Raw genomic sequence first — 23,568 nt, 5'->3', positions numbered from 1 at the left:
CTCGCACGGGACGGACGGAGCCCCGAGCACGGAGGGTGCGGTCCGGCGCCCGGACCGCACCCTCCCGCCCTTCGGGCGGATCCCCTGTTACGCCGGAACGCCAGCCACGCCCGCGTCCAGGAACTTCTTCCCGTTCACGCGCTCCGAGACGCCCTCGCGGTCCAGGTACGGCGTGATGCCGCCCAGGTGGAAGGGCCAGCCGGCGCCCGTGATCAGGCAGAGGTCGATGTCCTGGGCCTCGGCCACGACGCCCTCGGCCAGCATCAGGCCGATCTCCTGGGCCACCGCGTCCAGGACGCGGTCGCGGACCTGCTCCTCGGTCAGGACGGTGTCGCCCTGCTTGAGGAGGGCGGCGACCTCGGGGTCGAGGACCGGAGCACCGGAGTCGTAGACGTAGAAGCCGCGCTTGCCCGCCTTCACGACCGCCGCGAGGTTCTCGGAGACCGTGAAGCGCTCCGGGAAGGCGCGGTTCAGGGTCTCGGAGACGTGCAGGCCGATCGCCGGGCCGACGAGCTCCAGGAGCACCAGCGGGGACATCGGCAGGCCGAGCGGCTCGATGGCCTTCTCCGCGACCTCGACCGGAGTGCCCTCGTCGATGACGTTCTGGATCTCGCCCATGAAGCGGGTGAGGATGCGGTTGACGACGAACGCCGGGGCGTCCTTCACCAGGACCGCGGTCTTCTTCAGCTTGCGGGCCACACCGAAGGCCGTCGCCAGCGAGGCGTCGTCCGTCTGCTCGCCGCGCACGATCTCCAGGAGCGGGAGGATCGCGACCGGGTTGAAGAAGTGGAAGCCGACGACCCGCTCGGGGTTCTTCAGCTTCGACGCCATCTCGGTGACCGAGAGGGACGAGGTGTTGGTGGCGAGGATCGCGTGCGCCGGGGCGACCGCCTCGACCTCCGCGAACACCTGCTGCTTGACGCCGATCTCCTCGAAGACCGCCTCGATGATGAAGTCGGCGTCGGAGAAGCCCTCCGCCTTGTCCAGCACACCGGAGACCAGGGCCTTCAGGCGGTTGGCCTTGTCCTGGTTGACGCGGCCCTTGCCGAGCAGCTTCTCGATCTCGGCGTGGACGTAGCCCACCCCCTTGTCGACCCGCTCCTGGTCGATGTCGGTCAGCACGACCGGCACCTCCAGGCGGCGCAGGAAGAGCAGGGCGAGCTGGCTGGCCATCAGGCCCGCGCCCACCACGCCGACCTTGGTGACCGGGCGCGCCAGGTTCTTGTCCGGGGCCCCGGCCGGGCGCTTGGCGCGCTTCTGGACCAGGTTGAAGGAGTAGATCCCGGACCGCAGCTCGCCGCCCATGATCAGGTCCGCCAGGGCCTGGTCCTCGCGGTCGAAGCCGGCGGACAGGTCGCCGTCCTTGGCCGCGGCGACGATCTCCAGCGCGCGGTACGCGGCCGGGGCCGCACCGTGCACCTTGGAGTCGGCGATGGCCCGGCCGCGCGCGACGGCCTGGTCCCAGGCGTCCCCGCGGTCGATCTCGGGGCGTTCGACCGTGGTCGTGCCGTTGAGCACGTCCGCCGTCCAGACGAGGGACCGCTCCAGGAAGTCGGCGCCCTCGAAGAGCGCGTCAGCGATGCCGAGCTCGAAGACCTGCTTGCCCTTGAGCTGGCGGTTCTGGTTCAGCGAGTTCTCGATGATCACCGAGACCGCGCGGTCGGCGCCGATCAGGTTCGGCAGCAGCACGCAGCCGCCCCAGCCGGGGACCAGACCGAGGAAGACCTCGGGCAGTGAGAACGCCGGCAGCGCCTTGGAGACGGTGCGGTACGAGCAGTGCAGCCCGACCTCGACACCGCCGCCCATCGCCGCGCCGTTGTAGTACGCGAATGTGGGCACCGCGAGGGTGGAGAGGCGGCGGAAGACGTCGTGGCCGCCCTTGCCGATGGCCAGCGCGTCCTTGTGTTCCTTGAGCAGTTCGACGCCCTTGAGGTCGGCGCCGACCGCGAAGATGAACGGCTTGCCGGTGACGCCGACGCCGGTGATCGCGCCGTCGGCGGCCTCCTTCTCGACCTGGTCGATCGCGGCGTCGAGGTTCGCCAGCGACTGCGGTCCGAAGGTGGTCGGCTTGGTGTGGTCCAGGCCGTTGTCCAGCGTGATGAGGGCGAACCGCCCCGCACCGGCCGGCAGGTCCAGGTGGCGTACGTGCGCCTGGGTGACGACCTCGTCCGGGAACAGCTCGGCCGCACCCTTCAGAAGCTCGGTGGTGGTGCTCACTTGTCGCCTCCGGCGTTCTCGAAGTGCGGGTTCTCCCAGACGACCGTGGCGCCCATGCCGAAGCCGACGCACATGGTCGTGAGGCCGTAGCGGACCTCGGGGTGCTCCTCGAACTGGCGAGCCAGCTGCGTCATCAGCCGGACGCCGGAGGAGGCCAGCGGGTGACCGTAGGCGATGGCGCCGCCGTACTGGTTGACGCGGGCGTCGTCGTCGGCGATGCCGTAGTGCTCCAGGAACGCCAGCACCTGTACGGCGAACGCCTCGTTGATCTCGAAGAGACCGATGTCCGAGATGGACAGCTCGGCCTGCGCGAGGGCCTTCTCGGTGGCCGGGATCGGCCCGTAGCCCATGACTTCCGGCTCGACGCCCGCGAAGGCGTACGAGACGAGGCGCATCCTGACCGGGAGGCCCAGCTCGCGGGCGACGTCCTCGGCGGCGAGCAGCGAGGCGGTGGCGCCGTCGTTGAGGCCCGCGGCGTTACCGGCGGTGACGCGGCCGTGGGCGCGGAACGGGGTCTTCAGGCCGGCCAGGGACTCCATGGAGGTGCCCGGGCGCATCGGCTCGTCGGCGGTGACCAGGCCCCAGCCGGTCTCACCGGCCTCCGCGTTGGTCCGGCGCACCGAGACCGGCACCAGGTCCTGCTGGATCTTGCCGTTGGCGTACGCCTTGGCGGCCTTCTCCTGCGACCGCACCGCGTAGGCGTCGGCGCGCTCCTTGGTGATCGTGGGGTACCGGTCGTGCAGGTTCTCCGCGGTCATGCCCATGAAGAGGGCGGACTCGTCGACCAGCTTCTCCGACACGAACCGCGGGTTCGGGTCGACGCCCTCACCCATCGGGTGGCGGCCCATGTGCTCGACACCGCCGGCGACGACGACGTCGTACGCGCCGAAGGCGATGGAGCCGGCCGTCGAGGTGACGGCGGTCAGGGCGCCCGCGCACATGCGGTCGATGGAGTAGCCCGGGACGGACTGCGGCAGACCGGCCAGAATGCCGGCGGTACGGCCGAGGGTCAGGCCCTGGTCACCGATCTGCGTGGTCGCGGCGATGGCGACCTCGTCGATCTTCTTGGGGTCCAGGTCCGGGTTGCGGCGCAGCAGCTCCCGGATGGCCTTCACGACGAGATCGTCGGCGCGGGTCTCGTGGTAGATGCCCTTCGGGCCCGCCTTGCCGAACGGGGTGCGGACGCCGTCTACGAAGACGACGTCCCGGATGGTGCGAGGCACGATGGCTCTCCTCCAGGGTGCGGGATGGCACTGCTGCGGGGCGCGCCCGGAGGCACGCCGCTCCGGTCATGCTACTTGCGGGTAACCAGACTGCCCACCCCCTGGTGCCGGAGCGGCGAAGGTCACACGCGGAAACTGCCCGGAGAGCACCCCTCCACACACGGCGAATGGCCCGGACGGACTCGTTTTCGAGTCCGTCCGGGCCATTCGCGCGGCCTGGCGCGGAACCTGGCGTGATTACGCCCCTGTCCTATGCCGTACGAGGGCCATGTGCCGTTACGAGGGCTGCGTCAGCGCCCGGTACAGCAGCGGGGCCACCTGCTCGATCTGCCAGTGCCGCGCGCCGTACCCGGCGAGCGCGGACTCCACCGTCTCCGGCGTCGGGTTCTTCGGCGGCTCCCAGCAGACCCGGCGCACCGTGTCCGGTGTGATCAGGTTCTCCTGCGGCAGGTGCAGCCGCTCCGCCAGCGCGGACACCGCGGCGCGGGCCGCCGAGAGCCGGGCGGCGGCGGCCGGGTCCTTGTCGGCCCAGGCGCGCGGCGGCGGGGGTCCCGCGAGGGCCTGGCCGGGCTGCGGCAGCTCCGTGTCGGGCAGCGCCTTGGCCCGGTCCACGGCGGCCTGCCACTGCTCCAGCTGGCGCCGGCCCATGCGCGGACCGAAGCCGGTGAGGGCGGTCAGCGCCTGTGTGTCGGCCGGAAGGGCGAGCGCGGCCTCGATGATCGCGGCGTCGCCGAGCACCTTGCCGGGCGAGATGTCGCGCCGCCGGGCGATCTGGTCCCGGGCGTTCCACAGCTCCCGGACGACCGCCATCTGACGGCGGCGGCGGACCTTGTGCATCCCGGAGGTGCGGCGCCAGGGGTCCTGGCGCGGAGGAGCGGGCGGTGCCGAGGCGATGGCGGAGAACTCCTCCTGGGCCCATTCCAGCTTGCCCTGCCGGTCGAGCTCGTCCTCCAGCGCGTTGCGCAGGTCGATGAGGAGCTCGACGTCGAGCGCGGCGTAGCGCAGCCAGGGCTCGGGCAGCGGGCGGGTGGACCAGTCGACGGCGGAGTGGCCCTTCTCCAGCGAGTAGCCGAGGACGTTCTCGACCATGGCGCCGAGGCCGACGCGCGGGAAGCCGGCCAGCCGTCCGGCCAGCTCGGTGTCGAACAGCCCGGTCGGCGTCATCCCTATCTCGCGCAGACAGGGCAGGTCCTGCGTCGCCGCGTGCAGGATCCACTCGGTGCCGCGCAGGGCCTCGCCGAGCCCGGACAGGTCGGGGCAGCCGACGGGGTCCACGAGCGCGCTGCCCGCCCCGTCGCGGCGCAGCTGGACGAGGTAGGCGCGCTGGCCATAGCGGTAGCCGGACGCCCGCTCGGCGTCCACGGCCACCGGGCCCGAGCCCGCGGCGAAGGCGGCGATCACCCCGGCCAGGGCGTCGTCGGACGCCACCACCGGCGGAATGCCCTCGCGCGGTTCGAGCAAGGGGATCGGCGCCGGGGCGACGTCGTCCGGGGGAGCGCCCCCGGTGGTTCGCAGTGATGTGTCTGCTGCGGTCTCTTGGGCGTCGGTCACGTGTCAAGGGTATCTGTGTGTGCGCGGCGCCTGCCGACGGAACGTTCCGTCGGCAGGCGCCGATGCACGTAATCCAGCCGGTTCCGCACGCCGTGCACCGGCCGGGCTCGGGGAATCAGTGGATGATGCCCGTCCGCAGGGCCACCGCGACCATGCCGGCGCGGTCGCCGGTGCCCAGCTTGCGGGCGATGCGGGCGAGGTGGCTCTTCACGGTCAGGGCGGACAGCCCCATGGAGACACCGATGGCCTTGTTCGACTGGCCCTCGGCGACGAGCCGCAGGACCTCCACCTCGCGGCCGGACAGTTCGCGGTAGCCGCCCGGGTGGCTCGGGGTGCCGGGGGGCCGGCGGTGCATCCGGGCGGCGGTGGCGCCGATGGGGGCGACGCCGGGACGGGCCGGGTGGCCGATGTTGGTACGGGTGCCGGTGACGACGTAGCCCTTGACGCCGCCCGCGAGGGCGTTGCGCACGGCGCCGATGTCGTCGGCGGCGGACAGGGCGAGACCGTTGGGCCAGCCGGCGGCTCGGGTTTCGGACAGCAGGGTCAGCCCGGAACCGTCGGGCAGGTGGACGTCGGCTACGCAGATGTCGCGCGGGTTGCCGACGCGGGGACGGGCCTCCGCGATGGACGACGCCTCGATGACGTCACGAACTCCGAGGGCCCACAGATGGCGGGTCACGGTGGAACGGACGCGCGGGTCGGCCACGACGACCATGGCCGTCGGCTTGTTCGGGCGGTAGGCGACCAGGCTTGCGGGCTGCTCGAGGAGAACGGACACCAGGCCTCCTGGGGAGTGGCGGGGCGGTCCGGCTCGGGGATGAAGCCGGGGCGAACCGTGCTTGAAGGGTCATTGACTCCTTCGGCAGCAGACCCCTGCTCCTTTAGGGGAAGATCACGATTTGTTGAGTAACAATTCGGGCAAATGGGGTTCTCGATCGATTCCTGAGAACGTTTTCCACTGGCTGAAAGTGATCGCATGACGCGGCGTCATGGATCTCGCCCGACGCGGCGGCACGAAAACGGGGCGGCCCGAAGGCCGCCCCGCTCGCGCCGGTCATGACAGGATTTACGTCGTCTGCGGGCCCCGGCGCTGTGGGAGCGTGACCACCGCCGCGTCGAGAGGGCCCGACGGCGGCAGGCCCGCGATCTGGCAGAGCAGGTCGCCCCAGGCGACCAGGTGCGCCGCCGCGTCCGGAGCGCCGCCCAACCCCTCGCGCGGGGTCCAGGAGGCCCGGATCTCGATCTGCGTCGCGGGGCGCCGGGTCTCCAGCGCGCCGAAGTAGTGCGAGCCCGCCATGGTGACCGTGCCGCCCGCCTCCCCGTAGAACAGGCCCCGGGCCTCCAGCGCGCCGGTCAGCCAGGACCAGCAGACCTCGGGGAGCAGCGGATCGGCGGCCATCTCCGGCTCCAGCTCGGCGCGGACCAGGGTCACCAGCCGGAAGGCGCCCTGCCACGCCTCGTGGCCGGCCGGGTCGTGGAGCAGGACGAGCCGGCCGTCGGCGAGGTCGTCGTCGCCGTCGACCACCGCCGCCTCCAGCGCGTACGCGTGCGGGGCGAGCCGCTTCGGCGGCCGGGTCGGCTCCACCTCCAGTTCGGGACGCAGCCGCGCCGCGCGCAGCGCGTCCACCGCCGAACGGAACGCGGACGGTACGGCACCACCCTCCGCGCCGTCCGTGCCGTCAGCGCCATCGGATTGACCGGAGATGTGTCCCTGAGCCGCAGCCATGCGGGGAAGAGTAGGCGGAACGGGAGCTCCGTGCGCGGAAGGACACCCGTGCGGGGCCGGGCTCGTTGCCCACGCGTGCGAAGATTCTGTGCGTGAGTGCCAACGACCGCCCCTCCGGGCAGCAGACGAAGACTTCCGCCACCTATGACTCGGCGTTCCTCAAGGCGTGCCGGCGCGAGCCGGTCCCGCACACGCCGGTCTGGTTCATGCGCCAGGCGGGACGGTCGCTGCCCGAGTACCTGAAGGTGCGCGAAGGCATCCCGATGCTCGACTCCTGCACGATGCCGGAGCTGGTCGCGGAGATCACGATGCAGCCCGTCCGGCGCCACGGGGTCGACGCCGCGGTCTACTACAGCGACATCGTCGTCCCGCTCAAGGCGATCGGCATCGACCTCGACATCAAGCCCGGCGTCGGACCCGTGATCGCCGAGCCGATCCGCACCCGCGCCGACCTGGCCCGGCTGCGCGATCTCACCCCCGAGGACGTCTGGTACGTCACCGAGGCCATCGGCCTGCTCACCGCGGAGCTGGGGTCCACTCCGCTGATCGGCTTCGCGGGCGCACCGTTCACCCTCGCCAGCTACCTCGTGGAGGGCGGCCCGTCCCGCAACCACGAGCACACCAAGGCCCTGATGTACGGCGACCCGGAGCTCTGGGCCGACCTGCTGGACCGCCTCGCCGAGATCACCGGCGCCTTCCTCAAGGTCCAGATCGAGGCCGGCGCCTCCGCCGTGCAGCTCTTCGACTCCTGGGTGGGCGCGCTGGCCCCCGCCGACTACCGCCGCTCGGTGCTGCCCGCCTCCGCGAAGGTCCTCGACGCCGTCGCGGCGTACGACGTCCCGCGCATCCACTTCGGTGTCGGTACCGGCGAACTGCTCGGCCTGATGGGCGAGGCCGGCGCGGACGTCGTCGGTGTCGACTGGCGGGTCCCGCTGGACGAGGCCGCGCGCCGCGTCGGCCCGGGCAAGGCGCTCCAGGGCAACCTCGACCCCTCCGTGCTGTTCGCGCCGACCGCGGCGGTGGAGGCCAAGACCCAGGAGGTGCTGGACGCGGCCGCCGGTCTGGAGGGCCACATCTTCAACCTGGGCCACGGCGTGACGCCGAACATGGACCCGGACGCGCTCTCCCGCCTCGTCGAGTACGTCCACACCAGCACCGCCCGCTGAACCCCGCGCGAAGGCGGGCGCCGCTCAGTCGGTGCCCGCCTTCCGCAGCACCGACACCGTCTTGCGGGCCGCCACCAGGACCGGGTCCCAGACCGGTGAGAACGGCGGGGCGTAGCCCAGGTCAAGGGCGGTCATCTGTTCGACGGTCATCCGGGCGGTGAGCGCCACCGCGGCCACGTCGACCCGCTTGCCCGCGCCCTCGCGGCCCACGATCTGTACGCCGAGGAGCCGGCCCGTGCGGTACTCCGCGATCATCTTCACCGTCATGTTCCCCGCGCCCGGGTAGTAGCCCGCCCGGCTGGTCGACTCGATCGTGGCCGTGACGTACCGCAGGCCCACCGCCCGGGCGTCCTTCTCGCGCAGCCCGGTCCGGGCGATCTCCAGGTCGCACACCTTGCTCACCGCCGTACCCACCACACCGGGGAACGTGCCGTAGCCGCCGCCGACGTTGGAGCCGATGACCTGGCCGTGCTTGTTCGCGTGCGTGCCGAGCGCGATGTGACGGGTGTGGCCCGCGACCAGGTCCAGGACCTCCACGCAGTCGCCGCCCGCCCAGATGTTCTCGTGGCCCTGGACCCGCATCGCCAGGTCGGTGAGCAGCCCGCCGTGCGGGCCGAGCGGCAGCCCGGCCTCCCGGGCCAGGGCCGTCTCCGGCGCGACGCCGATGCCCAGCACCACGACGTCCGCCGGATAGGACGCGTCGTCCGTGACGACCTCGGTGACCCGCCCGTCGTCGCCGGTCCGGATCGCGGTGACCGCCGCCCCGTTCACCGTGGTGATCCCGAGCCCGTCCATCGCGTCGAGGACCAGGCGCCCCATGTCCGGGTCGAGCGTGGCCATCGGCTGCTCGCCCCGGTTGAGGACGGTCACCTCGAAGCCGCGCTTCAGCATCGCCTCGGCCATCTCGACGCCGATGTACCCCGCCCCGACGACGACCGCGCGCCGGCCCTCCGCCCGGTCCAGGCTGTCCAGCAGCGCCTGCCCGTCGTCCAGGGTCTGCACCCCGTGCACCCCGGCCGCGTCCATGCCGGGCAGCTCCGGGCGCACCGGACGGGCCCCGGTGGCGATCACCAGCTTGTCGAACCCGGTCCAGTACGCCTCACCGGACTCCCGGTCCAGGGCGCGCACCCGCCGCCCCGCCACGTCGATCTCCGTGACCTCGGTGCGGGTGCGCAGGTCGATGTCGCGGGCCCGGTGCTCCTCGGGCGTACGGGCGATGAGGTCGTCCCGGTCCGTCACGTCGCCGCTGACCCAGTACGGGATGCCGCACGCGGAGTACGAGGTGAAGTGGCCCCGCTCGAAGGCGGTGATGCTCAGCTCCTCCGGGCCCTTGAGCCGCCGCGCCTGGGACGCGGCGGACATCCCCGCCGCGTCCCCGCCGATGATCACCAGTCGTTCCGCCGCCATGCCGGTCCCTCCGAAGCGCGTCCGAAAACACCCACGCTACGGCGTCCCACCGGTTCCGAACGGTCGCGGCCGGGACCCGGAACCGGTTTGAGAGAGTGGAGCCATGCAGCCATCCACACACCGCGCGGACCGGCCCCCCCGCCACGTCGTCGTCATCGGCGGCGGAATCGCCGGCCTCGCGGCCGCCCACCGGCTCGTCGGCGCCGGGCTGAGGGTCACCGTCCTGGAGGCGACCGACCGGCTCGGCGGCAAGCTCATGACCGGTGAGGTCGCCGGGGTCCGGGTCGACCTCGGCGCCGAGTCCATGCTCGCCCGCCGCCCGGAGGCCGTCGCCCTGGCCCGGGCCGTGGGCCTCGGCGACCGCCTCCAGCCGCCCGCCACGGCCACCGCCGCGCTGTGGACGCGCGACGCGCTGCGCCCGATGCCCAAGGGCCATGTGATGGGCGTCCCGGGCGACCCGTCCGTCCTGGGCGAGGTGCTGTCGGCCGAGGGGCTCGCCCGGATCGCCGAGGACCGGGAGCTGCCCTCGGCGGCGGTCGGCGAGGACGTCGCGGTCGGCGCGTACGTGGCGGACCGGCTGGGCCGGGAGGTCGTGGACCGGCTGGTGGAGCCGCTGCTCGGCGGGGTGTACGCGGGCGACGCCTACCGGATCTCGATGCGCGCCGCCGTACCGCAGCTCTACGAGGCCGCCCGGGAAGGCGGCTCCCTGCTCGACGCGGTCACCCGGCTCCAGGAGCGGGCCGCCGGCCGGCAGCAGACCGGGCCCGTCTTCCAGGGCATCGAGGGCGGCATCGGCGCCCTTCCGGGGGCCGTCGCCGACGCCGTGCGCGCCGGGGGCGGCGCGATCCTCACCGAGACCCCCGTGCTGGGCCTGACCCGTAACACCGACGGCTGGGACATCCGCACGGACACCGGGGTCGTCCCCGCCGACGGCATCGTCCTCGCCGTGCCCGCCTGGTCCGCCGCCACGCTGCTCGCCGCCGAGTCACCGGGGGCCTCGGCCGAGCTGGCGGGCGTCGAGTACGCGTCGATGGCACTGGTCACCATGGCGTTCCGGCGCTCCGACGTGACCGGCACGGCCTTCGACGGGCGCTCCGGCTTCCTCGTACCGCCGGTCGACGGGCACACCATCAAGGCCGCCACCTTCTCCACGCACAAGTGGCGGTGGGTCGCCGACGCGGCCCCGGACCTGTTCGTGCTGCGGACCTCGGTCGGCCGGTACGGCGAGGAGGAGCACCTGCACCGCGAGGACGGCGAGCTCGTCGGCGTATCGCTGCGCGACCTGGCCGCCGCGACCGGGCTCACCGCCAGGCCCGTGGCCACCGAGGTCACCCGGTGGATCGGCGGACTGCCGCAGTACCCGGTGGGCCACCTCACCCGGGTCGCCCGCATCCGCGACGCGGTCGCGAAGCTGCCCGCGCTGCGGGTGTGCGGCGCGGTGTACGACGGGGTCGGCATCCCGGCCTGCGTGGCGAGCGCCCACCGGGCGGCAAACGAGATCGCCGGGGATCTCGCCGGGGAGATCATCGCCACGCCGACCCTGGTTCAGGGCACTCGGAGCGAGGCGGGACAATAGCCGTATGAGTGCACCCGAGACTGCGACATCAAGCAAGGCTCCGAACGCCGGCAAGAAGGCCAAGGACCTCAACGACGTCATCCGCTACACGCTGTGGTCCGTCTTCAAGCTGCGCGACGTCCTGCCCGCCGACACGGACCGCGCGGCCGTCGCCGGTGAGGTCCAGGAGCTCTTCGACCAGCTCGACGCCAAGGACATCACCATCCGCGGCACGTACGACGTCTCGGGCCTGCGCGCCGACGCCGACCTCATGATCTGGTGGCACGCGGAGACCGCGGACGAGCTCCAGGAGGCGTACAACCTCTTCCGCCGCACCCGGCTCGGCCGCCAGCTGGAGCCGGTCTGGTCGAACATGGCGCTGCACCGCCCCGCCGAGTTCAACAAGTCGCACGTTCCGGCGTTCCTCGCCGACGAGACGCCGCGCGACTACGTCAGCGTCTACCCCTTCGTGCGCTCGTACGACTGGTACCTGCTGCCCGACGAGGACCGCCGCCGCATGCTCGCCGACCACGGCAAGATGGCCCGCGGCTACCCCGACGTGCGCGCCAACACCGTCGCCTCGTTCTCGCTCGGCGACTACGAGTGGATGCTGGCCTTCGAGGCGGACGAGCTGTACCGCATCGTGGACCTGATGCGTCACCTCAGGGCCTCCGAGGCGCGGATGCACGTCCGCGAGGAGGTCCCCTTCTACACCGGCCGGCGCAAGACGGTCGCGGACCTGGTGGCCGGGCTCGCCTAGCGAACGGGCTTCCGACCACCCCAACCCGGAAGATCAGACGGCGGGCATACGGCACCTCGTGCCGCCCGCGGGTCCAGCGACACCGGGTTCGGCTCAGCGGTGCGGCGCGCTTCCTGCGCGCCGCACCGTTTGTCATTCCCGGCCCAGCCGGCTGCGTACGCCCGTCCGGCCGGTCAACGCCGCCCGCAGCGCCGGGTCGTCCACCGCGTCCACCCCGCGCACCGCGACCGTCACCAGCGTGTCGCCCGTCGCTCCGTCCCCCGGCACAGCGCACGCCGCCAGCAGCCGCTGCCCGTCCGGGGAGGCCCAGGAACCGTAGGGGTGCGCCTCGATCCGCGCTATGGCCAGGCACCCCAGGGTCAGCGCGAGCGGCAGCGCGAACCACACCGGCATCGGGGCCGTGCCCCCGTCGCCGGGCGCGAGCAGGGCGGCGGCGCCCAGCGCGGCCACCAGCAGCGCCGCCCCGCGCACCGCCCGCACCGCCGAGGCGACGTCCGCCCCGCGCGGGACCGCCAGACCGGCGGCGACGAGCCGGTCGGCCACCGCGCGTACGGCGTCGGCCGCCGCGGCCGACGCGCGCACCGGCGCTATCGGCGACTGGCCCTCCGGACCTATGGCGCGGATCACCGTACGTTCCACCTCGTCGCGGCCCTCGGGGTCCACGACCGTCGCCCAGCCGGTGTGGGCCAGCAGCAGCCGGCGCCGCAGATGCATGGAGACCAGTGCCAGGTCGGCGACCCGGCCGGGCCCGCCCGCCAGGAACGCCGCCTCGTACAGCGTGAGTTGCCGTCCGCGCGGCCCGCCGGTCGCGGTCACGGGCCGCCGGGCGGCGCGGGCTGCCGCGAGACAGAGCCGGGCGCAGGAAAGACCCGTCGCACCCCACGCGACCAGCAACAACAGAAACGGCACCATGCCGGTGTTCTATGCCCGCGCCGCCCGTGACGCCATAGCTCGTCCAGTAAGTGGACGGCCGTCTCAGGAACTGCTGCCGCAGCTCGACCCGCCACCACAGCTGGAACCGCCGCCGCAGCTGCTGCCGCCCCCGCAACTCGATCCGCCTCCGCCGCAGCTGCTGCCCCCGCCGCAGCTCGACCCGCCGCCTCCGCCGCAGCTGCTGCCCGAGGAGCTGCCGCAGCCGCCGCCCGGGCTCGCCCCCGCGCACCACACGGCCGGCGCGACCGTCAGCGCCGCGGCGCCGAACGGGGTGTACGAGGAGGCGGTGGGCCGGGTCCGGGCGGACGCGACCAGGTGCGTCCGCAGCTCCGGGTCCGCGACGCCGCGCAGCCCCCGGGTCGCCACCAGGAAGCCCGGGTCGGTCCGGAGGGCGTGCGCGGCCCCGAACTCCGCCGCCGCCCTGCGCCCCGCCCGGGTGACCCGGGACCGGGCCACCCCCGCGCAGACCAGGCCGGACACGAAGCCGACGACGACGGCCGGGATCATCGCCACCGCGAACGGGTAGCTCCAGCCGGCGGCGTCGTCGCCCTCCATGAACCGGACCATGGCCAGGCCGATGGTGACCGGGCCGGACGCCAGGCACAACAGCGTCTGCAACAGACCCCAGACGCGCCACTTGGCGTTGGCGCGAGGCGGGGCCAGCAGCCCGCGCGCGGCGAGACCGTCACCGACTTCCTGCACCGCCGGGTGCCGCATCACGGCCACCCGCAGCGCCGGCAGTGCCCCGCTCGGCGCGGCCGCCAGCTCGTGCAGCACCGCCCGCTCCACCGGGTCGTACGCGACCGGCCGGAGCACGGCGACGATGCCGGGACCGCCGATGGTCAGCCGGCCGTCCGCGTGCATCGCGGCCAGTGCGGTGTCGACCACCCGCCCGGGCCCGCCGTTCAGGAACGCCACCTCGGACAGGTCGTGCGCCGGACCGCCCACCCCCCGGCGGGAGCGGGCCAGGCCGCTGATCAGCACGGTGGACGAGGCGATCACCACGAGCGTGAGGAACACGAGCATCCCGTCCATGCCCGTCACCGCCCCGCCAGCGCGGAGCGGGCCGCACGGGCCAGCCGGGTCGCGCGGCCGGGCGGCCGGGGCGCGGCCCGGTCCCGCCACCACCGCGTCAGCCGGTGCCGGGCCGCGTCGTCCTCGGGGCGGCCCGCGATGAGCAGGTGCTCGGCGAAGTCCAGGGCGTCGCGCCGGTACCCCGACGTCATGGGCCGCGCCCCGGCGTACGCGAGGAACGCCGCCCGGTAGCCGCCCCCCAGGATCTCCGGCAGCTCGGGCGCCACCTTGGCCACGACGTCCGCGCGCTTCGCGGCCAGGGCGCGGCTCTGCACCCGGAGCCGGCCCGGGTCGAACCCCTCCGGCACGGGCGTGCCGGCGACCAGGGCGGACAGCAGTGCGGTCTGGGCGACGGCGACGCCGTCCCGTACGGACTCCGCGACGGGCGAGGCGGGCGGGACCTCCGGGGTGGCCCAGGCAGCCGGGGCACCCCCGCCCTTCTCCAGCACCCCCCGGATCGCGGCCAGCTCGCCCGCCAGCTCCCCGGGCGGCGGGAACGCCTCGTCGCGCTCCAGCAGCACCCCCGGCGGGTCCACCCGGGACCGCAGCTCCGCCAGCACATCGAGCACCGGGGCGGTCACCGGGTGGGCGTGCGTGTCGTGCCACACGCCGTCCTTCTCCACCCCGCCCGCCACATGCACGTACGCGATGGCCTCCACCGGCAGCTCGTCCAGCGCGGCCGCCGGGTCCTCGCCCCGGTTCACGTGGTTGGTGTGCAGATTGGCCACGTCGATCAGCAGCCGCACCCCGGTCCGCTCGACCAGCTCCGCCAGGAACTGCCCCTCGGTCAGCTCCTCGCCCGGCCAGGAGACCAGCGCCGCGATGTTCTCCAGCGCCAGCGGCACCGGCAGCGCGTCCTGCGCGATGCGCACGTTCTCGCACAGCACGTCCAGCGCCGCCCGGGTGCGCGGCACCGGCAGCAGATGACCCGCCTCCAGGACCGGCGACCCGGTGCGCGCCCCACCCGCCCGTACGAAGGCGATGTGCTCGGTCACCAGCGGCGCACCGAGCAGCGTGGCCCGGGCGGCGAGGTCCGCGAGCTTGCCGGCGTCGGGGCGCTCGGCGCCGCCGAGGCCCAGCGAGACGCCGTGCGGCACCACGGTGACCCCGCGCTCCCGCAGCCGTACCAGGGAATCCGGCAGGTGATCGGCGCAGAGGTTCTCCGCGACGGCCTCCACCCAGTCGATCCCCGACAGCGCCTCCACCTCGTCGGCGATCTCCGGCCGCCAGCCGATCCCGATGCCCAGCCTCATACCGTCCCCCATGCTGCTTCCCCTTTGGTTCGTGCAGGGGTGATGACCCCGGTTCGCGGTCGTGAATCCGGCAGGGGAGACGTTCAGAGCTTCATTTGAGGTTCCGCCGGTCCCCGCTGAGGTTTCGCCGGTCTCAACGCCGCAGCGCCGGGTGGTCGGCGACCACCGTGCACGACCCCGGGGCGATCTCCGTGAAGCCCGCGTCCCGTACGACAGGCAGCCCGCTCACCGTCAGCTCCGCCCAGCGGCCCGGCTCAGCCGTGGCCACCGAGAGCGGGAAGCCGGCCTCGCGCCACGCCTTGCGCTCGGTCTCCGACAGCTCCCACCAGGCGAGCTGCGCCCCGTGTCCGACCTGCGCCATCTCCTTGCCCGCCGACATGCCGAGGTCCGGGTTGAGCCAGAGCACCGGGTGCCCCGGGCCGGGCGCGGCCGGCGGCTCCGGGTCGTCCAGGTCCGTCCCGGAGACCTGGAGCTTGGCCAGCTCCTTCGGCCAGCCGTCCAGGGGCACCGGCGGGAAGACCCGCACCTCCGCCTCCTCGCCCGTCACCGTGATCCCGGGCAGCGCCGACGCCTTGCGCCACTCCGCGCCCCGGGCCCGCCGGACGACCTTGCGGATGCGGGCGTCCTGCCAGTCCCGCATCACCCGCGCCCACTCGCCCTCGCCCACCGACCGCTCGTCGGACAGCATCACGAGCACCGCGCGGGCGGCCGTGCGCAGGGCGTCGGTGCGGGCCGGCGGCGCGGCCTTCTCGATGTGCACCACCAACGGCAGTACGTACTGGGGTGCTTCGTCCCGGTCCGTGCGCTCGGACCGGAAGGGGCTGTCCACGGGCTCGGGGGCCGGCTCGGCGGACGGGGACGCGGGGATGTCGTTGCTGCTCACCCGCCCAGTCTGCCAGCCGCCCCGGACACCGTTCTTGGCGGAATGGAAGGCTCCGGGCGAGGATGCCGTCCATGAAGAGCGATCTCTTTTCCAGTGAGCACATGGCCGAGCAGGCGACCGTCCCCGGGATGACGCTGCAGAACGCCAAGTCCATCAAATACGCGGTCAACGGGGAGATGCACGCCCGCCAGGGATCGATGGTCGCCTTCCGCGGGAACCTCCAGTTCGAGCACAAGAGCCAGGGCATCGGCGGCCTCCTCAAGCGGGCGGTCACCGGCGAGGGGCTGCCGCTGATGGCCGTGCGCGGCCAGGGCGAGGCGTGGTTCGCGCACGAGGCCGCGAACTGCTTCATCGTGGAGATGGAGCAGGGTGACGCCCTCACCATCAACGGCCGCAACGTCCTGTGCTTCGACGCGTCGCTCGCGTACGAGATAAAGACCGTCAAGGGCGCCGGAATGGCCGGCGGCGGCCTCTTCAACAGCGTCTTCACCGGGCACGGCAAGCTGGGCCTGATGTGTGACGGGTATCCCATCGTCATCCCCGTCACCCCGCAGCAGCCGGTGTTCGTGGACACGGACGCCGTCGTCGGCTGGAGCGCCCAGCTGAACACCTCGCTGCACCGCTCGCAGAGCGTCGGTTCGATGATCCGGGGCGGCTCGGGCGAGGCCGTCCAACTGCGCCTGGACGGGCAGGGCTTCGTGATCGTACGGCCGAGCGAGCTGAAGCCCGAGAAGGCGTCGTCCCACTGAGCACCGGTACGGAGGTCCTGCGGCTGCGGGGAGCCGGCCGGCGGTACGGGCTCACCGGACCCTGGGTGCTGCGCGGGGTCGACCTCGTCCTGCCCGCGCGCGTTCTCGTCCGTGTCGAGGGCGCCAACGGCACCGGCAAGTCCACCCTGTTGCGGCTGCTGGCCCGGATCGACGCCCCCTCCGAGGGCCGCGTCACGGGCCGGCCGCGCACGGCGTACGTCCCCGAGCGGTTCCCGGCGGCCCTGCCGTTCACGGCCGCCGGGTATCTCGTCCGGATCGGCCGCGTCCACGGGCTGCGCGCCTCCGATGCGGCCGGCCGGGCGGACCACTGGCTCACCCGGTTCGGCGCCGCCGCGCACGCCCGGACCCCCCTCGCCGAACTCTCCAAGGGCACCAGCCAGAAGGTCGCCGTCGCCCAGGCACTCCTCGCCGAACCCGAGCTCCTGGTCCTGGACGAGGCGTGGACCGGCCTCGACACCGAGGCGCGCGACGTGCTGGACCGGGCCGTGACGGAGCGCGTCGCGGCCGGGGCGACGGTGGTCTACGTCGACCACGACCCGCGCCGACTGGCGGACGCGGTCGACGCGGCCTACCGGGTGGAGGGGCTGGGCCTGACCGCCGCCCCGCTCGCGACGGGCCTTGAGCCCCGCGTACGCATCGAGGCCACGGCCCCGTCGGGGACCCCGCTCCCGGCCGGACTGCCCGGGGCTCCCGCGTACACCCTGAGCGACGACGGAACGGCCCGCCTCACGGTTCCGGCGGCGCACTCCGACGCCCTGCTCGGCGCGCTGCTGTCGGCCCGGCCGCCGTGGCACATCGGGGCCGTGGAGCAGGTGCGGGGGCCCGATGCGGGCCGTACGGTCGCGGGCGGTGGCGGGGACGAAGCCCACGCGGGACGTACGCGCCCCCGCCTCGAACCCGCGCCGCACCGCTCACCCACGCCGGACGGGAACCCCGCACCGTGATCGCGCTCATCCGCTACCAGGCCGACCTGCTCGTACGGTCCCAGCGCTGGCTGGCCCCCGTGCTCCTCTACCTGGCCTTCCTCGCCGTCGGCATCCGCTCCGGGCAGCCCGTCCTGGACTCGCTCGGCTACACCGCCGCCGGGATGCTCCCGGTCACCGCCTGGCTGGTGCGCGTCTGCGTCACCCAGGAGCCGCCCGCCGCCCGGGCGGTCGTCGCGGCGGCGGCCGGCGGGCAGCCGAAGGCCCATCTGGCGGCCCTGCTCACCGCGCTGGGCGGCGCCGCGCTGCTGGGCGCCGCCGCCACAGCCGTGGTCCTGGCGATCAGCGACCCGGCGAGCACGGACCACGCGGTGCGGGTGCCCCTGCCGCCCGCCGGGGCCGCCGGCATCCTCGCCACCGCGTGCTGCGTGCTGCTGGGCGCGGCGGTGGGGGCGCTGTGCGGCCGGCCGCTGCTGCACGGGCGCGGCTGGTCCATCGCGGCGACCGTGCTCGTGGCGCTGCTGGCACTGGTCAGCACCGGATCGCCCGCGAAGTACGCGGTGACGGGCCTGGTCACCGGCTCGCTGACCGGCACGGTCCACGTACCGGTGCTGCCGCTGCTCGGGGCGGCCGCCGTGACGGCCGCCGTGTTCGCGCTCGTCTGCCGACTGACTTCGGTACGGGGCTGAGTAGGCTCGTACGTATGAGTGAGGAATCGGGGCCCTACTGCGAGACGTCGTCCGCCGCGTCGCCGGAACGGGCCGAGGGGCCGCCGTACGCCGAGTGCGTGCTGTGCCGGAAGCCGACCGAATACCCCGAGTCGGTCAAGGGGATCACGCTGTGCCCGGTGTGCGAGTGGCAGGAGGCCCAGCGCACGGCCTGCTCCGGCTGACGCGCTTCAGCCGCCCATCAGCTGGGACACCCTGACGAAGCGGTAGCCGCGCTTCCGTAGCTCCGGCACGACCTGGCGGACCGCCTCGGCGGTGACCGGCGCCGCGCTGCGGGTGCAGTGCATGACGACGAGCGAACCGGACCGCACCCCGTCGAGCACCTGCTCGGCGACGGCGTCCGCGTCCGTCGCGAAGGCGTCGCCGCTGACGACGTCCCACTGCACGGCGGTCACCTTCTCCGGCCCGAGGGCGCGCAGCGTGTCGTCGTCGTAACAGCCGCCGGGGAAGCGGAAGTACGGCACGACATTGCGGGCGCCGGTCGCCCGGATCGCCCCGAACGCCCGCTGGACCTCCTTGCGCACCGCGCCCTCCTCGACCGTCGGCAGCCCGTAGCAGGGCGTGGTGAACGCGTAATGGCTGTAGGAGTGGTTGCCGATCTCGAAGAGGGGATCGGTGCCGATGGAGCGCGCCTGGTCCGGGTACTCCTCGGCCCAGCGCCCGGTCATGAACACCGTCGCGGGCACCTTCAGGCGGCGCAGCAGGGCGATGAGTTCCGGGTTGTCGAAGTGCTCACCGGCCGCCGCGCGCGGCCCCTCGTCGGCCGTCATGTCGGCGTCGAAGCTCAGCGCGACGACCTTCGCGGCGCGCTGCGGCCCACGCGTGAAGACGGGGGTCAGCCCGCCGGGGCCGGGGGCCATGACGGGGGGCTTGTCGGCCGGTGCCGGGGAGACGACGGGGGAGGCGGACGGACGTTCGGCGGCGGTACGCGTCGGCTGTGCCTGGCCGCAGCCGACGAGCACCGCACCCAGCACACCCAGAACGGCCGCTTTGTGCGTAAATCTGATCATTTCCGGACGCTAGCCGATCGTCCGGAAACGGTCCCGGGCTGGCGCGCTAGACCGGCGGCGCCCCACGCAGATGGCGCATCAGCTGTTCGAGGGCCGCCCAGCTCTCGGCGGTCTCGCCGTCGCCGAGCGGGTAGTAGTAGCCCGGCCGGCCGCCGGGGCCCACTCGCACCGGCGCCTCTTCGAGCGGCGTCCGGGCGGCGGTGTCGCGGCCGACTTCGGTCACCTCGGCGGAGCCGAGTGTGAAGGAGTACGGGAGCGGGGGGCGTTCGAAGCGGGGCGGAGCGTTCAGGTCGCGGCGGCCCTCGCCCAGCTGGCAGAGCATGGTCCGCAGCCCGTGCCGGGTGACCAGCTCGTCGGCGAGCCCCGGCAGCGCGTCCAGGGCCGGTGACTCGTCGGGGCCGTAGCCGAGGACGAGGGTGATGTCCTCCTCCACCCCGTCCGACGTGCGGTTCACCTGGAGGGTGGCGACGGCGGGGCGGTCCGGGCTGCCCACGGCGACCAGCCAGGTGGGCCGGGGCGCGCGCTCGTACGCCAGGTCGGTCAGCCGCCGCCGCGACCAGATGAGCCCTGCCGGCTCCGAGGTCCCCCAGCCGGCCGGGGGCGCGCCGGTCAGCGCCTCCCAGGCGGCTTCCAGGGCGCCGCCGAGCACGAGGTCGGCGGTGGGGCGGTGCACGGTCCGGAGCGACACGACGAGCTGCCGCTCACCGGTGGGCCCGGCCTCGGTGAACGCCTCGGCCACCGAGGTCTGCCCGTCCTCGCGCCGGTCCGGCGCGAACGCGTCGTCCTGCCAGCGGAGTACGGCGCCGGTCAGCCCGTCGTAGTAGCCGCAGCGCTCGTCCTGGACGACCCAGCGCGAGGAGGTGGACTGGAGCAGCAGCCGCGTCGGCAGGGAGAGCGTGCAGTGGGGCGGGGTGACGATCTGGAGCGACCGCTCGCTCTCCACGGTGGCCCGCAGCGCCTCCGTCAGCCAGCTCGTCATGGGGACGACCGGGCGGTCCTGGATGACGACGGCCGCATGGTCGGTGAGCATGTCGACGGCGGGCTGCGCGGCGGCGGGGGAGGGCACGGCCGTGATGCCCGAGACGTCGAGGGGGCTGGCGGCGCCGGTGGTGCCGGGGGCGTCGGCCGGCCAGACCCTGCCGCCGAGCAGCAACGTGAGCCGCGCGGCGAAGGCCCCGGCCAGCTCCTCGGCCCGGTCCACCCCGGCGGCGGCCCGCGCCTCGACCCACCACCAGGGCCCGTCCCCCTCCGGCGCGGCCTCCGCCCCGAGCAGCCGCACGGCTTCCCCGGGCACCTGGATCAACAGGGGCACCTCGACGGACACGAGCGGCCGCCCCTCGTCGTCGCACAACTGGACGACGGCCCCATCCCCGGTGGTCCCCACCCGCAGATCGGGCCCGCCGGCGAGCAACCCGGCCAGCACAGCGAGCGAGTCGGGCATCCGCCGGGTGAGTGCGACGACGTCCTGGGTCATGCGGGGGTCCTTCGGTGAGGTGGATCGGGGGATCTGGCTAGTCCGGGGGCATCGGCTGTTCCGGCGCATCGCCGAACAGGTAGTCGTACATGTCCCGGAGATAGGCGTCCAGTGTCTCCTTGTCGGGGAACTCGACGTCGGTCAGGTCCTCGTATGCGGCGGGCCCGAAATCCTTGTCCGACATGATCTGCTCGAATCCCGTCCGGATCAGGTCCACATAGGAATCCTTGAAGCTCAGCAGGGTGCGCCGCAGGTGGCCGGTGTTCTCGTATCCCCGCTCAAGGTCCAGGTACACCCGGAAGAAGTTCCTGACGTGCGGGTCCAACGGCTTTTCATCTCCCATTCGCACCTACTGCCCCCGTCGCTGCGGAGGGATCACTTGAACCTCGCCGCCACGCGCACTGATCCACGCCTCAAGGTCCGCGCCGCTTACTTCCCGGGAACCCTCGCCGCTGACCACCGTGACCGGCCCGAAGGCCGTGCCGGTGAGGCCGCGTACGAGCGTGGCGTCGTCCACGGTGACCTTGAACGTGTTGTGGAAGAGGACGGCGTCCGTCAGGTCCGCGCCCCGCAGGTCCACGTCGTACAGTGAGGCCCCCATGATGCGCGTCCCGCGAAAGCTTGCCCCCGAGGCATCGACGTCGTGGAGCGACGCCTTGACCATGTCGGCCCCGTCGAGCCGGGCGGACCGGAGCATGACCCGGTCGAGCTTCGCCCGGACGAGGTCGGCGCCGAACAGGTTGGCCCTGGTCAGGTCCGCCCCGGTGAGGTCCGCACGGTAGAGACACACGTTCGCGAGCTCCACGCCCGTCAGCACCGCGTCGATGAGCCACGCGCCGGGAAATTCGCCGTTCGTGAGATCGGCACCCCGGAAGTCGTGCCCCACCCCGTACAGGGCGTAACTCGTGTCATCGAGCCATTCCCTTAACTGCCGCGCCGCCGCCGGGTCGGCGGGGGACGCGGCAGGCTGCCAGGGACCCGACTCGCTGGACGGCGTCTCCGTCACTGCGAGCCTTCGAACGCCTCGCGGACTTCCGTCCGTACGCGCTCGACGCGGTCGTGTTCCTGGTCCAATCGGTCCTCCTCCTCGAACTAACCTCGGGCTTTCACGAAGTGGGCTGTCCAAAGCGTGATCGAAAACACGAAAAGTGCTCCTGACCTGCAACGATAGGACTTGTCGAGGGTCCAGATCGTGCCGTGGAAAGAAGCACTTCTCAGGTGAAGAAGCGTATCGGGTCGTACCCGCGTGTCCGCATCGAGGGCGGCGGCCGGGCGGTGGTCTCCCAGGCCGGGGGCGTGGTGCTGGTCGAGACTGTCCGCAAGGTCGGCTTGGGCACCGCGATATCAGCGGCGCTGGCGCCGTGGCGGAAGGACCGGGCGGTGCACGATCCGGGCAAGACCGTGCTGGATGTGGCCCTCGCGGTCGCGTTGGGCGGGGACTGCCTCGCGGATGTCGGGATGCTGCGGGCCGAACCGGCCGTGTTCGGGCCGGTGGCCTCCGACCCGACTGTCTCCCGCCTCGTCGACACCCTGGCCGCGGCCGGTCCGAAGGCCCTGACCGCGATCCGGTCAGCACGGGCCGAAGTGCGCAAGCACGTCTGGAAGTTGGCCGGAGCCTCGTCGCCGGACACCACCGGGCAGGTGATCGTGGACCTGGACGGGGTGCTCGTGCTGGCCCACTCCGACAAGCAGGACGCCACAGCGACCTGGAAGAAGACCTACGGACACCACCCGCTGATGGGCTTCGTCGATCACGGAAGCGGCGGCACCGGAGAGCCGGTGGCCGCGCTGTTGCGGCCCGGGAACGCTGGCAGCAATACCGCCGCCGACCACATCACCACCGCCCAACTCGCCCTGGCTCAGCTGCCGAAAAGGTACCGGCGCGGACGCCAGACGCTGATCCGTACCGACTCCGCGGGCGGCACCCACGAGTTCGTCGCCTGGCTCGCCCAGCGGGGCAGGTGGCTGTCGTACTCGGTCGGCATGACCGTCACCGAGCAGATTCACCAGGCCGTCCTCAAGGTCCCGGCCGCCGCGTGGACACCCGCCGTCGAACCGGAAGGTGAGATCCGCGACGGCGCCTGGGTCGCCGAACTGGCCGGCGATGTCCTGGACGGCTGGCCAAAGGGAATGCGGCTGATCGTCCGCAAGGAACGACCCCACCCCGGCGCCCAGTTGCGGCTCACCGACGCCGACGGCCTGCGGCTCACCGCGTTCGCCACCAGCACCACCGGCATCCCCATTGCCGCACTCGAACTGCGGCACCGCCAACGCGCACGAGCCGAGGACCGCATCCGTGCCGCGCGGGCCACCGGCCTGCGCAACCTGCCCCTGCACGACACCGCGCAGAACCAGATCTGGCTGGAGATCATCCAGCTCGCCCTCGACCTGCTGGCCTGGATGCCCATGCTCGCTCTGACCGGCAAGGCCCGCAGGTGGGAACCCCGCCGCCTCCGGCTCCGCCTCTTCTCAGCCGCCGCCCAGATCGTCACGACCGCCCGCCGCCGACGCCTGAGGTTCGCACGCCACTGGCCCTGGACCGACGTGATCACCGATGCCCTGGCACGGCTCGCAGCTCTCCCGAACCCGGACTGACCAGCACCTTCCCGTCCCTGCGAGCAGCACCACCCCGACCGGAGCTGTGGAAACCGGCGCCCACCCGACGCGACAGCCGGGCCGTCACCCTGCCCACCACCGGCCTGAACAACCGAAACGGTCCGCCGGAGAAACCGACGGACCGTCACGAAAGATCGAGGCTAACCTGGGGGCATCGGCTGTTCCGGCGCATCGCCGAACAGGTAGTCGTACATGTCCCGAAGGTAGGTGTGCAGGGTCTCCCGGTCGGGGAACTCGATGTCGGTCAGCCGTTCGTAGTCGTCGGGGCCGAAGTTCTCGTCTGCCATGATCTGCTCGAA

Annotated in this window: 23 protein-coding genes; 8 read left to right on the top strand and 15 right to left on the bottom strand. The window is 73.1% G+C overall.

Annotated elements, in window-relative coordinates; translation table 11 throughout:
- Positions 1-87: 87 nt before the first annotated feature.
- The 5 genes from OG867_RS04710 to OG867_RS04690 form a co-directional block, all read right to left on the bottom strand.
- Positions 88-2,217 (bottom strand): 3-hydroxyacyl-CoA dehydrogenase NAD-binding domain-containing protein, encoded by a 2,130-nt coding sequence (locus tag OG867_RS04710; protein WP_328903048.1) that lies wholly within the window; start codon positions 2,215-2,217, stop codon positions 88-90.
- Positions 2,214-3,440, bottom strand: a complete 1,227-nt coding sequence (locus OG867_RS04705; protein ID WP_328903049.1) for an acetyl-CoA C-acyltransferase — start codon at positions 3,438-3,440, stop codon at positions 2,214-2,216. Before OG867_RS04705 ends, OG867_RS04710 begins: the two co-directional genes overlap by 4 nt.
- Before the next feature lie 276 nt (positions 3,441-3,716).
- On the bottom strand, positions 3,717-4,991 hold the full coding sequence (locus OG867_RS04700; RefSeq protein ID WP_406283045.1) for an HRDC domain-containing protein: 1,275 nt from the start codon (positions 4,989-4,991) through the stop codon (positions 3,717-3,719).
- A 115-nt stretch (positions 4,992-5,106) separates the two neighbouring features.
- Positions 5,107-5,769, bottom strand: a complete 663-nt coding sequence (locus OG867_RS04695; protein ID WP_018100712.1) for a response regulator transcription factor — start codon at positions 5,767-5,769, stop codon at positions 5,107-5,109.
- A 288-nt stretch (positions 5,770-6,057) separates the two neighbouring features.
- Positions 6,058-6,717 (bottom strand): DUF3000 domain-containing protein, encoded by a 660-nt coding sequence (locus OG867_RS04690; RefSeq protein ID WP_406283042.1) that lies wholly within the window; start codon positions 6,715-6,717, stop codon positions 6,058-6,060.
- A 92-nt stretch (positions 6,718-6,809) separates the two neighbouring features.
- Between OG867_RS04690 and hemE the strand changes: the two genes are divergently transcribed.
- Positions 6,810-7,883 (top strand): uroporphyrinogen decarboxylase, encoded by a 1,074-nt coding sequence (gene hemE, locus OG867_RS04685; RefSeq protein WP_406283040.1) that lies wholly within the window; start codon positions 6,810-6,812, stop codon positions 7,881-7,883.
- Between the two features lie 24 nt (positions 7,884-7,907).
- On the opposite strand, the gene OG867_RS04680 is transcribed toward hemE, so the two are convergent.
- Positions 7,908-9,290, bottom strand: coding sequence for an FAD-dependent oxidoreductase (locus OG867_RS04680; protein WP_406283038.1), 1,383 nt, complete (start codon positions 9,288-9,290; stop codon positions 7,908-7,910).
- Positions 9,291-9,393: 103 nt separating this feature from the next.
- On the opposite strand from OG867_RS04680, the gene hemG reads away from it, so the two are divergent.
- Both hemG and hemQ read left to right on the top strand, forming a co-directional pair.
- Positions 9,394-10,866, top strand: a complete 1,473-nt coding sequence (gene hemG, locus OG867_RS04675) for a protoporphyrinogen oxidase (RefSeq protein WP_406283036.1) — start codon at positions 9,394-9,396, stop codon at positions 10,864-10,866.
- 4 nt (positions 10,867-10,870) lie between these two features.
- On the top strand, positions 10,871-11,605 hold the full coding sequence (gene hemQ / locus OG867_RS04670) for a hydrogen peroxide-dependent heme synthase (protein ID WP_406283034.1): 735 nt from the start codon (positions 10,871-10,873) through the stop codon (positions 11,603-11,605).
- A gap of 132 nt (positions 11,606-11,737) precedes the next feature.
- Here the strand turns inward: hemQ and OG867_RS04665 are convergent, their stop codons facing one another.
- The 4 genes from OG867_RS04665 to OG867_RS04650 all read right to left on the bottom strand — a co-directional run bounded on the left by OG867_RS04665 (position 11,738) and on the right by OG867_RS04650 (position 15,748).
- Entirely contained in the window at positions 11,738-12,517 is a 780-nt protein-coding gene (locus OG867_RS04665) for a TIGR04222 domain-containing membrane protein (RefSeq protein WP_328903056.1), read from the bottom strand.
- Positions 12,518-12,580: 63 nt separating this feature from the next.
- Positions 12,581-13,663, bottom strand: a complete 1,083-nt coding sequence (locus OG867_RS04660; RefSeq protein ID WP_328904503.1) for a TIGR04222 domain-containing membrane protein — start codon at positions 13,661-13,663, stop codon at positions 12,581-12,583.
- Positions 13,579-14,865 (bottom strand): DUF692 domain-containing protein, encoded by a 1,287-nt coding sequence (locus OG867_RS04655; protein WP_406290755.1) that lies wholly within the window; start codon positions 14,863-14,865, stop codon positions 13,579-13,581. The genes OG867_RS04660 and OG867_RS04655 overlap by 85 nt, the downstream gene beginning before the upstream one ends.
- A gap of 133 nt (positions 14,866-14,998) precedes the next feature.
- Positions 14,999-15,748, bottom strand: a complete 750-nt coding sequence (locus tag OG867_RS04650) for a peptidyl-tRNA hydrolase (protein WP_406283032.1) — start codon at positions 15,746-15,748, stop codon at positions 14,999-15,001.
- Between the two features lie 71 nt (positions 15,749-15,819).
- Between OG867_RS04650 and OG867_RS04645 the strand changes: the two genes are divergently transcribed.
- From OG867_RS04645 to OG867_RS04630, 4 genes are all read left to right on the top strand, one after another.
- The gene (locus OG867_RS04645; RefSeq protein ID WP_161206685.1) at positions 15,820-16,497 is read left to right on the top strand and encodes an AIM24 family protein; all 678 of its coding nucleotides are present in this window, start codon (positions 15,820-15,822) and stop codon (positions 16,495-16,497) included.
- 65 nt (positions 16,498-16,562) lie between these two features.
- Positions 16,563-17,462, top strand: a complete 900-nt coding sequence (locus OG867_RS04640) for an ATP-binding cassette domain-containing protein (RefSeq protein WP_406283029.1) — start codon at positions 16,563-16,565, stop codon at positions 17,460-17,462.
- Positions 17,459-18,130 (top strand): ABC transporter, encoded by a 672-nt coding sequence (locus OG867_RS04635; protein ID WP_406283027.1) that lies wholly within the window; start codon positions 17,459-17,461, stop codon positions 18,128-18,130. Before OG867_RS04640 ends, OG867_RS04635 begins: the two co-directional genes overlap by 4 nt.
- 14 nt (positions 18,131-18,144) lie before the next feature.
- A complete protein-coding gene (locus tag OG867_RS04630) occupies positions 18,145-18,333 on the top strand; it encodes a hypothetical protein (protein ID WP_406283025.1) in 189 nt (62 codons plus the stop codon).
- A gap of 6 nt (positions 18,334-18,339) precedes the next feature.
- On the opposite strand, the gene OG867_RS04625 is transcribed toward OG867_RS04630, so the two are convergent.
- Genes OG867_RS04625 through OG867_RS04610 form a run of 4 tightly spaced genes read right to left on the bottom strand, consistent with a single transcriptional unit; the run spans position 18,340 to position 21,659 of the window.
- A complete protein-coding gene (locus OG867_RS04625) occupies positions 18,340-19,179 on the bottom strand; it encodes a polysaccharide deacetylase family protein (protein ID WP_406283023.1) in 840 nt (279 codons plus the stop codon).
- 46 nt (positions 19,180-19,225) lie between these two features.
- Entirely contained in the window at positions 19,226-20,653 is a 1,428-nt protein-coding gene (locus tag OG867_RS04620; protein ID WP_406283021.1) for a DUF6177 family protein, read from the bottom strand.
- 37 nt (positions 20,654-20,690) lie between these two features.
- Entirely contained in the window at positions 20,691-20,996 is a 306-nt protein-coding gene (locus OG867_RS04615; protein ID WP_406283019.1) for a hypothetical protein, read from the bottom strand.
- Between the two features lie 6 nt (positions 20,997-21,002).
- The gene (locus OG867_RS04610) at positions 21,003-21,659 is read right to left on the bottom strand and encodes a pentapeptide repeat-containing protein (protein WP_406283017.1); all 657 of its coding nucleotides are present in this window, start codon (positions 21,657-21,659) and stop codon (positions 21,003-21,005) included.
- Positions 21,660-21,871: 212 nt separating this feature from the next.
- Here OG867_RS04610 and OG867_RS04605 point away from each other — a divergent pair, with 212 nt between their 5' ends.
- The gene (locus OG867_RS04605) at positions 21,872-23,248 is read left to right on the top strand and encodes an IS1380 family transposase (protein ID WP_406282500.1); all 1,377 of its coding nucleotides are present in this window, start codon (positions 21,872-21,874) and stop codon (positions 23,246-23,248) included.
- 161 nt (positions 23,249-23,409) lie between these two features.
- On the opposite strand, the gene OG867_RS04600 is transcribed toward OG867_RS04605, so the two are convergent.
- Positions 23,410-23,556, bottom strand: a complete 147-nt coding sequence (locus OG867_RS04600; protein WP_406283015.1) for a hypothetical protein — start codon at positions 23,554-23,556, stop codon at positions 23,410-23,412.
- Positions 23,557-23,568: the final 12 nt, after the last annotated feature.

The organism is Streptomyces sp. NBC_00209 (genome assembly GCF_045206345.1).
GTDB lineage: Bacteria > Actinomycetota > Actinomycetes > Streptomycetales > Streptomycetaceae > Streptomyces.
Note: the sequence above shows the minus strand (reverse complement) of the source record. Positions and strands in the feature narration are given on the sequence as shown.

What these genes read in the sequence shown, in the direction of transcription:
- OG867_RS04690 (WP_406283042.1), bottom strand. Translation starts at nt 6,717, where the DNA reads ATGGCTGCGGCTCAGGGACACATCTCCGGTCAATCCGATGGCGCTGAC.
- OG867_RS04680 (WP_406283038.1), bottom strand. Translation starts at nt 9,290, where the DNA reads ATGGCGGCGGAACGACTGGTGATCATCGGCGGGGACGCGGCGGGGATG.
- hemG (WP_406283036.1), top strand. Translation starts at nt 9,394, where the DNA reads ATGCAGCCATCCACACACCGCGCGGACCGGCCCCCCCGCCACGTCGTC.
- hemQ (WP_406283034.1), top strand. Translation starts at nt 10,871, where the DNA reads ATGAGTGCACCCGAGACTGCGACATCAAGCAAGGCTCCGAACGCCGGC.
- OG867_RS04665 (WP_328903056.1), bottom strand. Translation starts at nt 12,517, where the DNA reads ATGGTGCCGTTTCTGTTGTTGCTGGTCGCGTGGGGTGCGACGGGTCTT.
- OG867_RS04655 (WP_406290755.1), bottom strand. Translation starts at nt 14,865, where the DNA reads ATGAGGCTGGGCATCGGGATCGGCTGGCGGCCGGAGATCGCCGACGAG.
- OG867_RS04645 (WP_161206685.1), top strand. Translation starts at nt 15,820, where the DNA reads ATGAAGAGCGATCTCTTTTCCAGTGAGCACATGGCCGAGCAGGCGACC.
- OG867_RS04630 (WP_406283025.1), top strand. Translation starts at nt 18,145, where the DNA reads ATGAGTGAGGAATCGGGGCCCTACTGCGAGACGTCGTCCGCCGCGTCG.
- OG867_RS04625 (WP_406283023.1), bottom strand. Translation starts at nt 19,179, where the DNA reads ATGATCAGATTTACGCACAAAGCGGCCGTTCTGGGTGTGCTGGGTGCG.
- OG867_RS04620 (WP_406283021.1), bottom strand. Translation starts at nt 20,653, where the DNA reads ATGACCCAGGACGTCGTCGCACTCACCCGGCGGATGCCCGACTCGCTC.
- OG867_RS04615 (WP_406283019.1), bottom strand. Translation starts at nt 20,996, where the DNA reads ATGGGAGATGAAAAGCCGTTGGACCCGCACGTCAGGAACTTCTTCCGG.
- OG867_RS04600 (WP_406283015.1), bottom strand. Translation starts at nt 23,556, where the DNA reads ATGGCAGACGAGAACTTCGGCCCCGACGACTACGAACGGCTGACCGAC.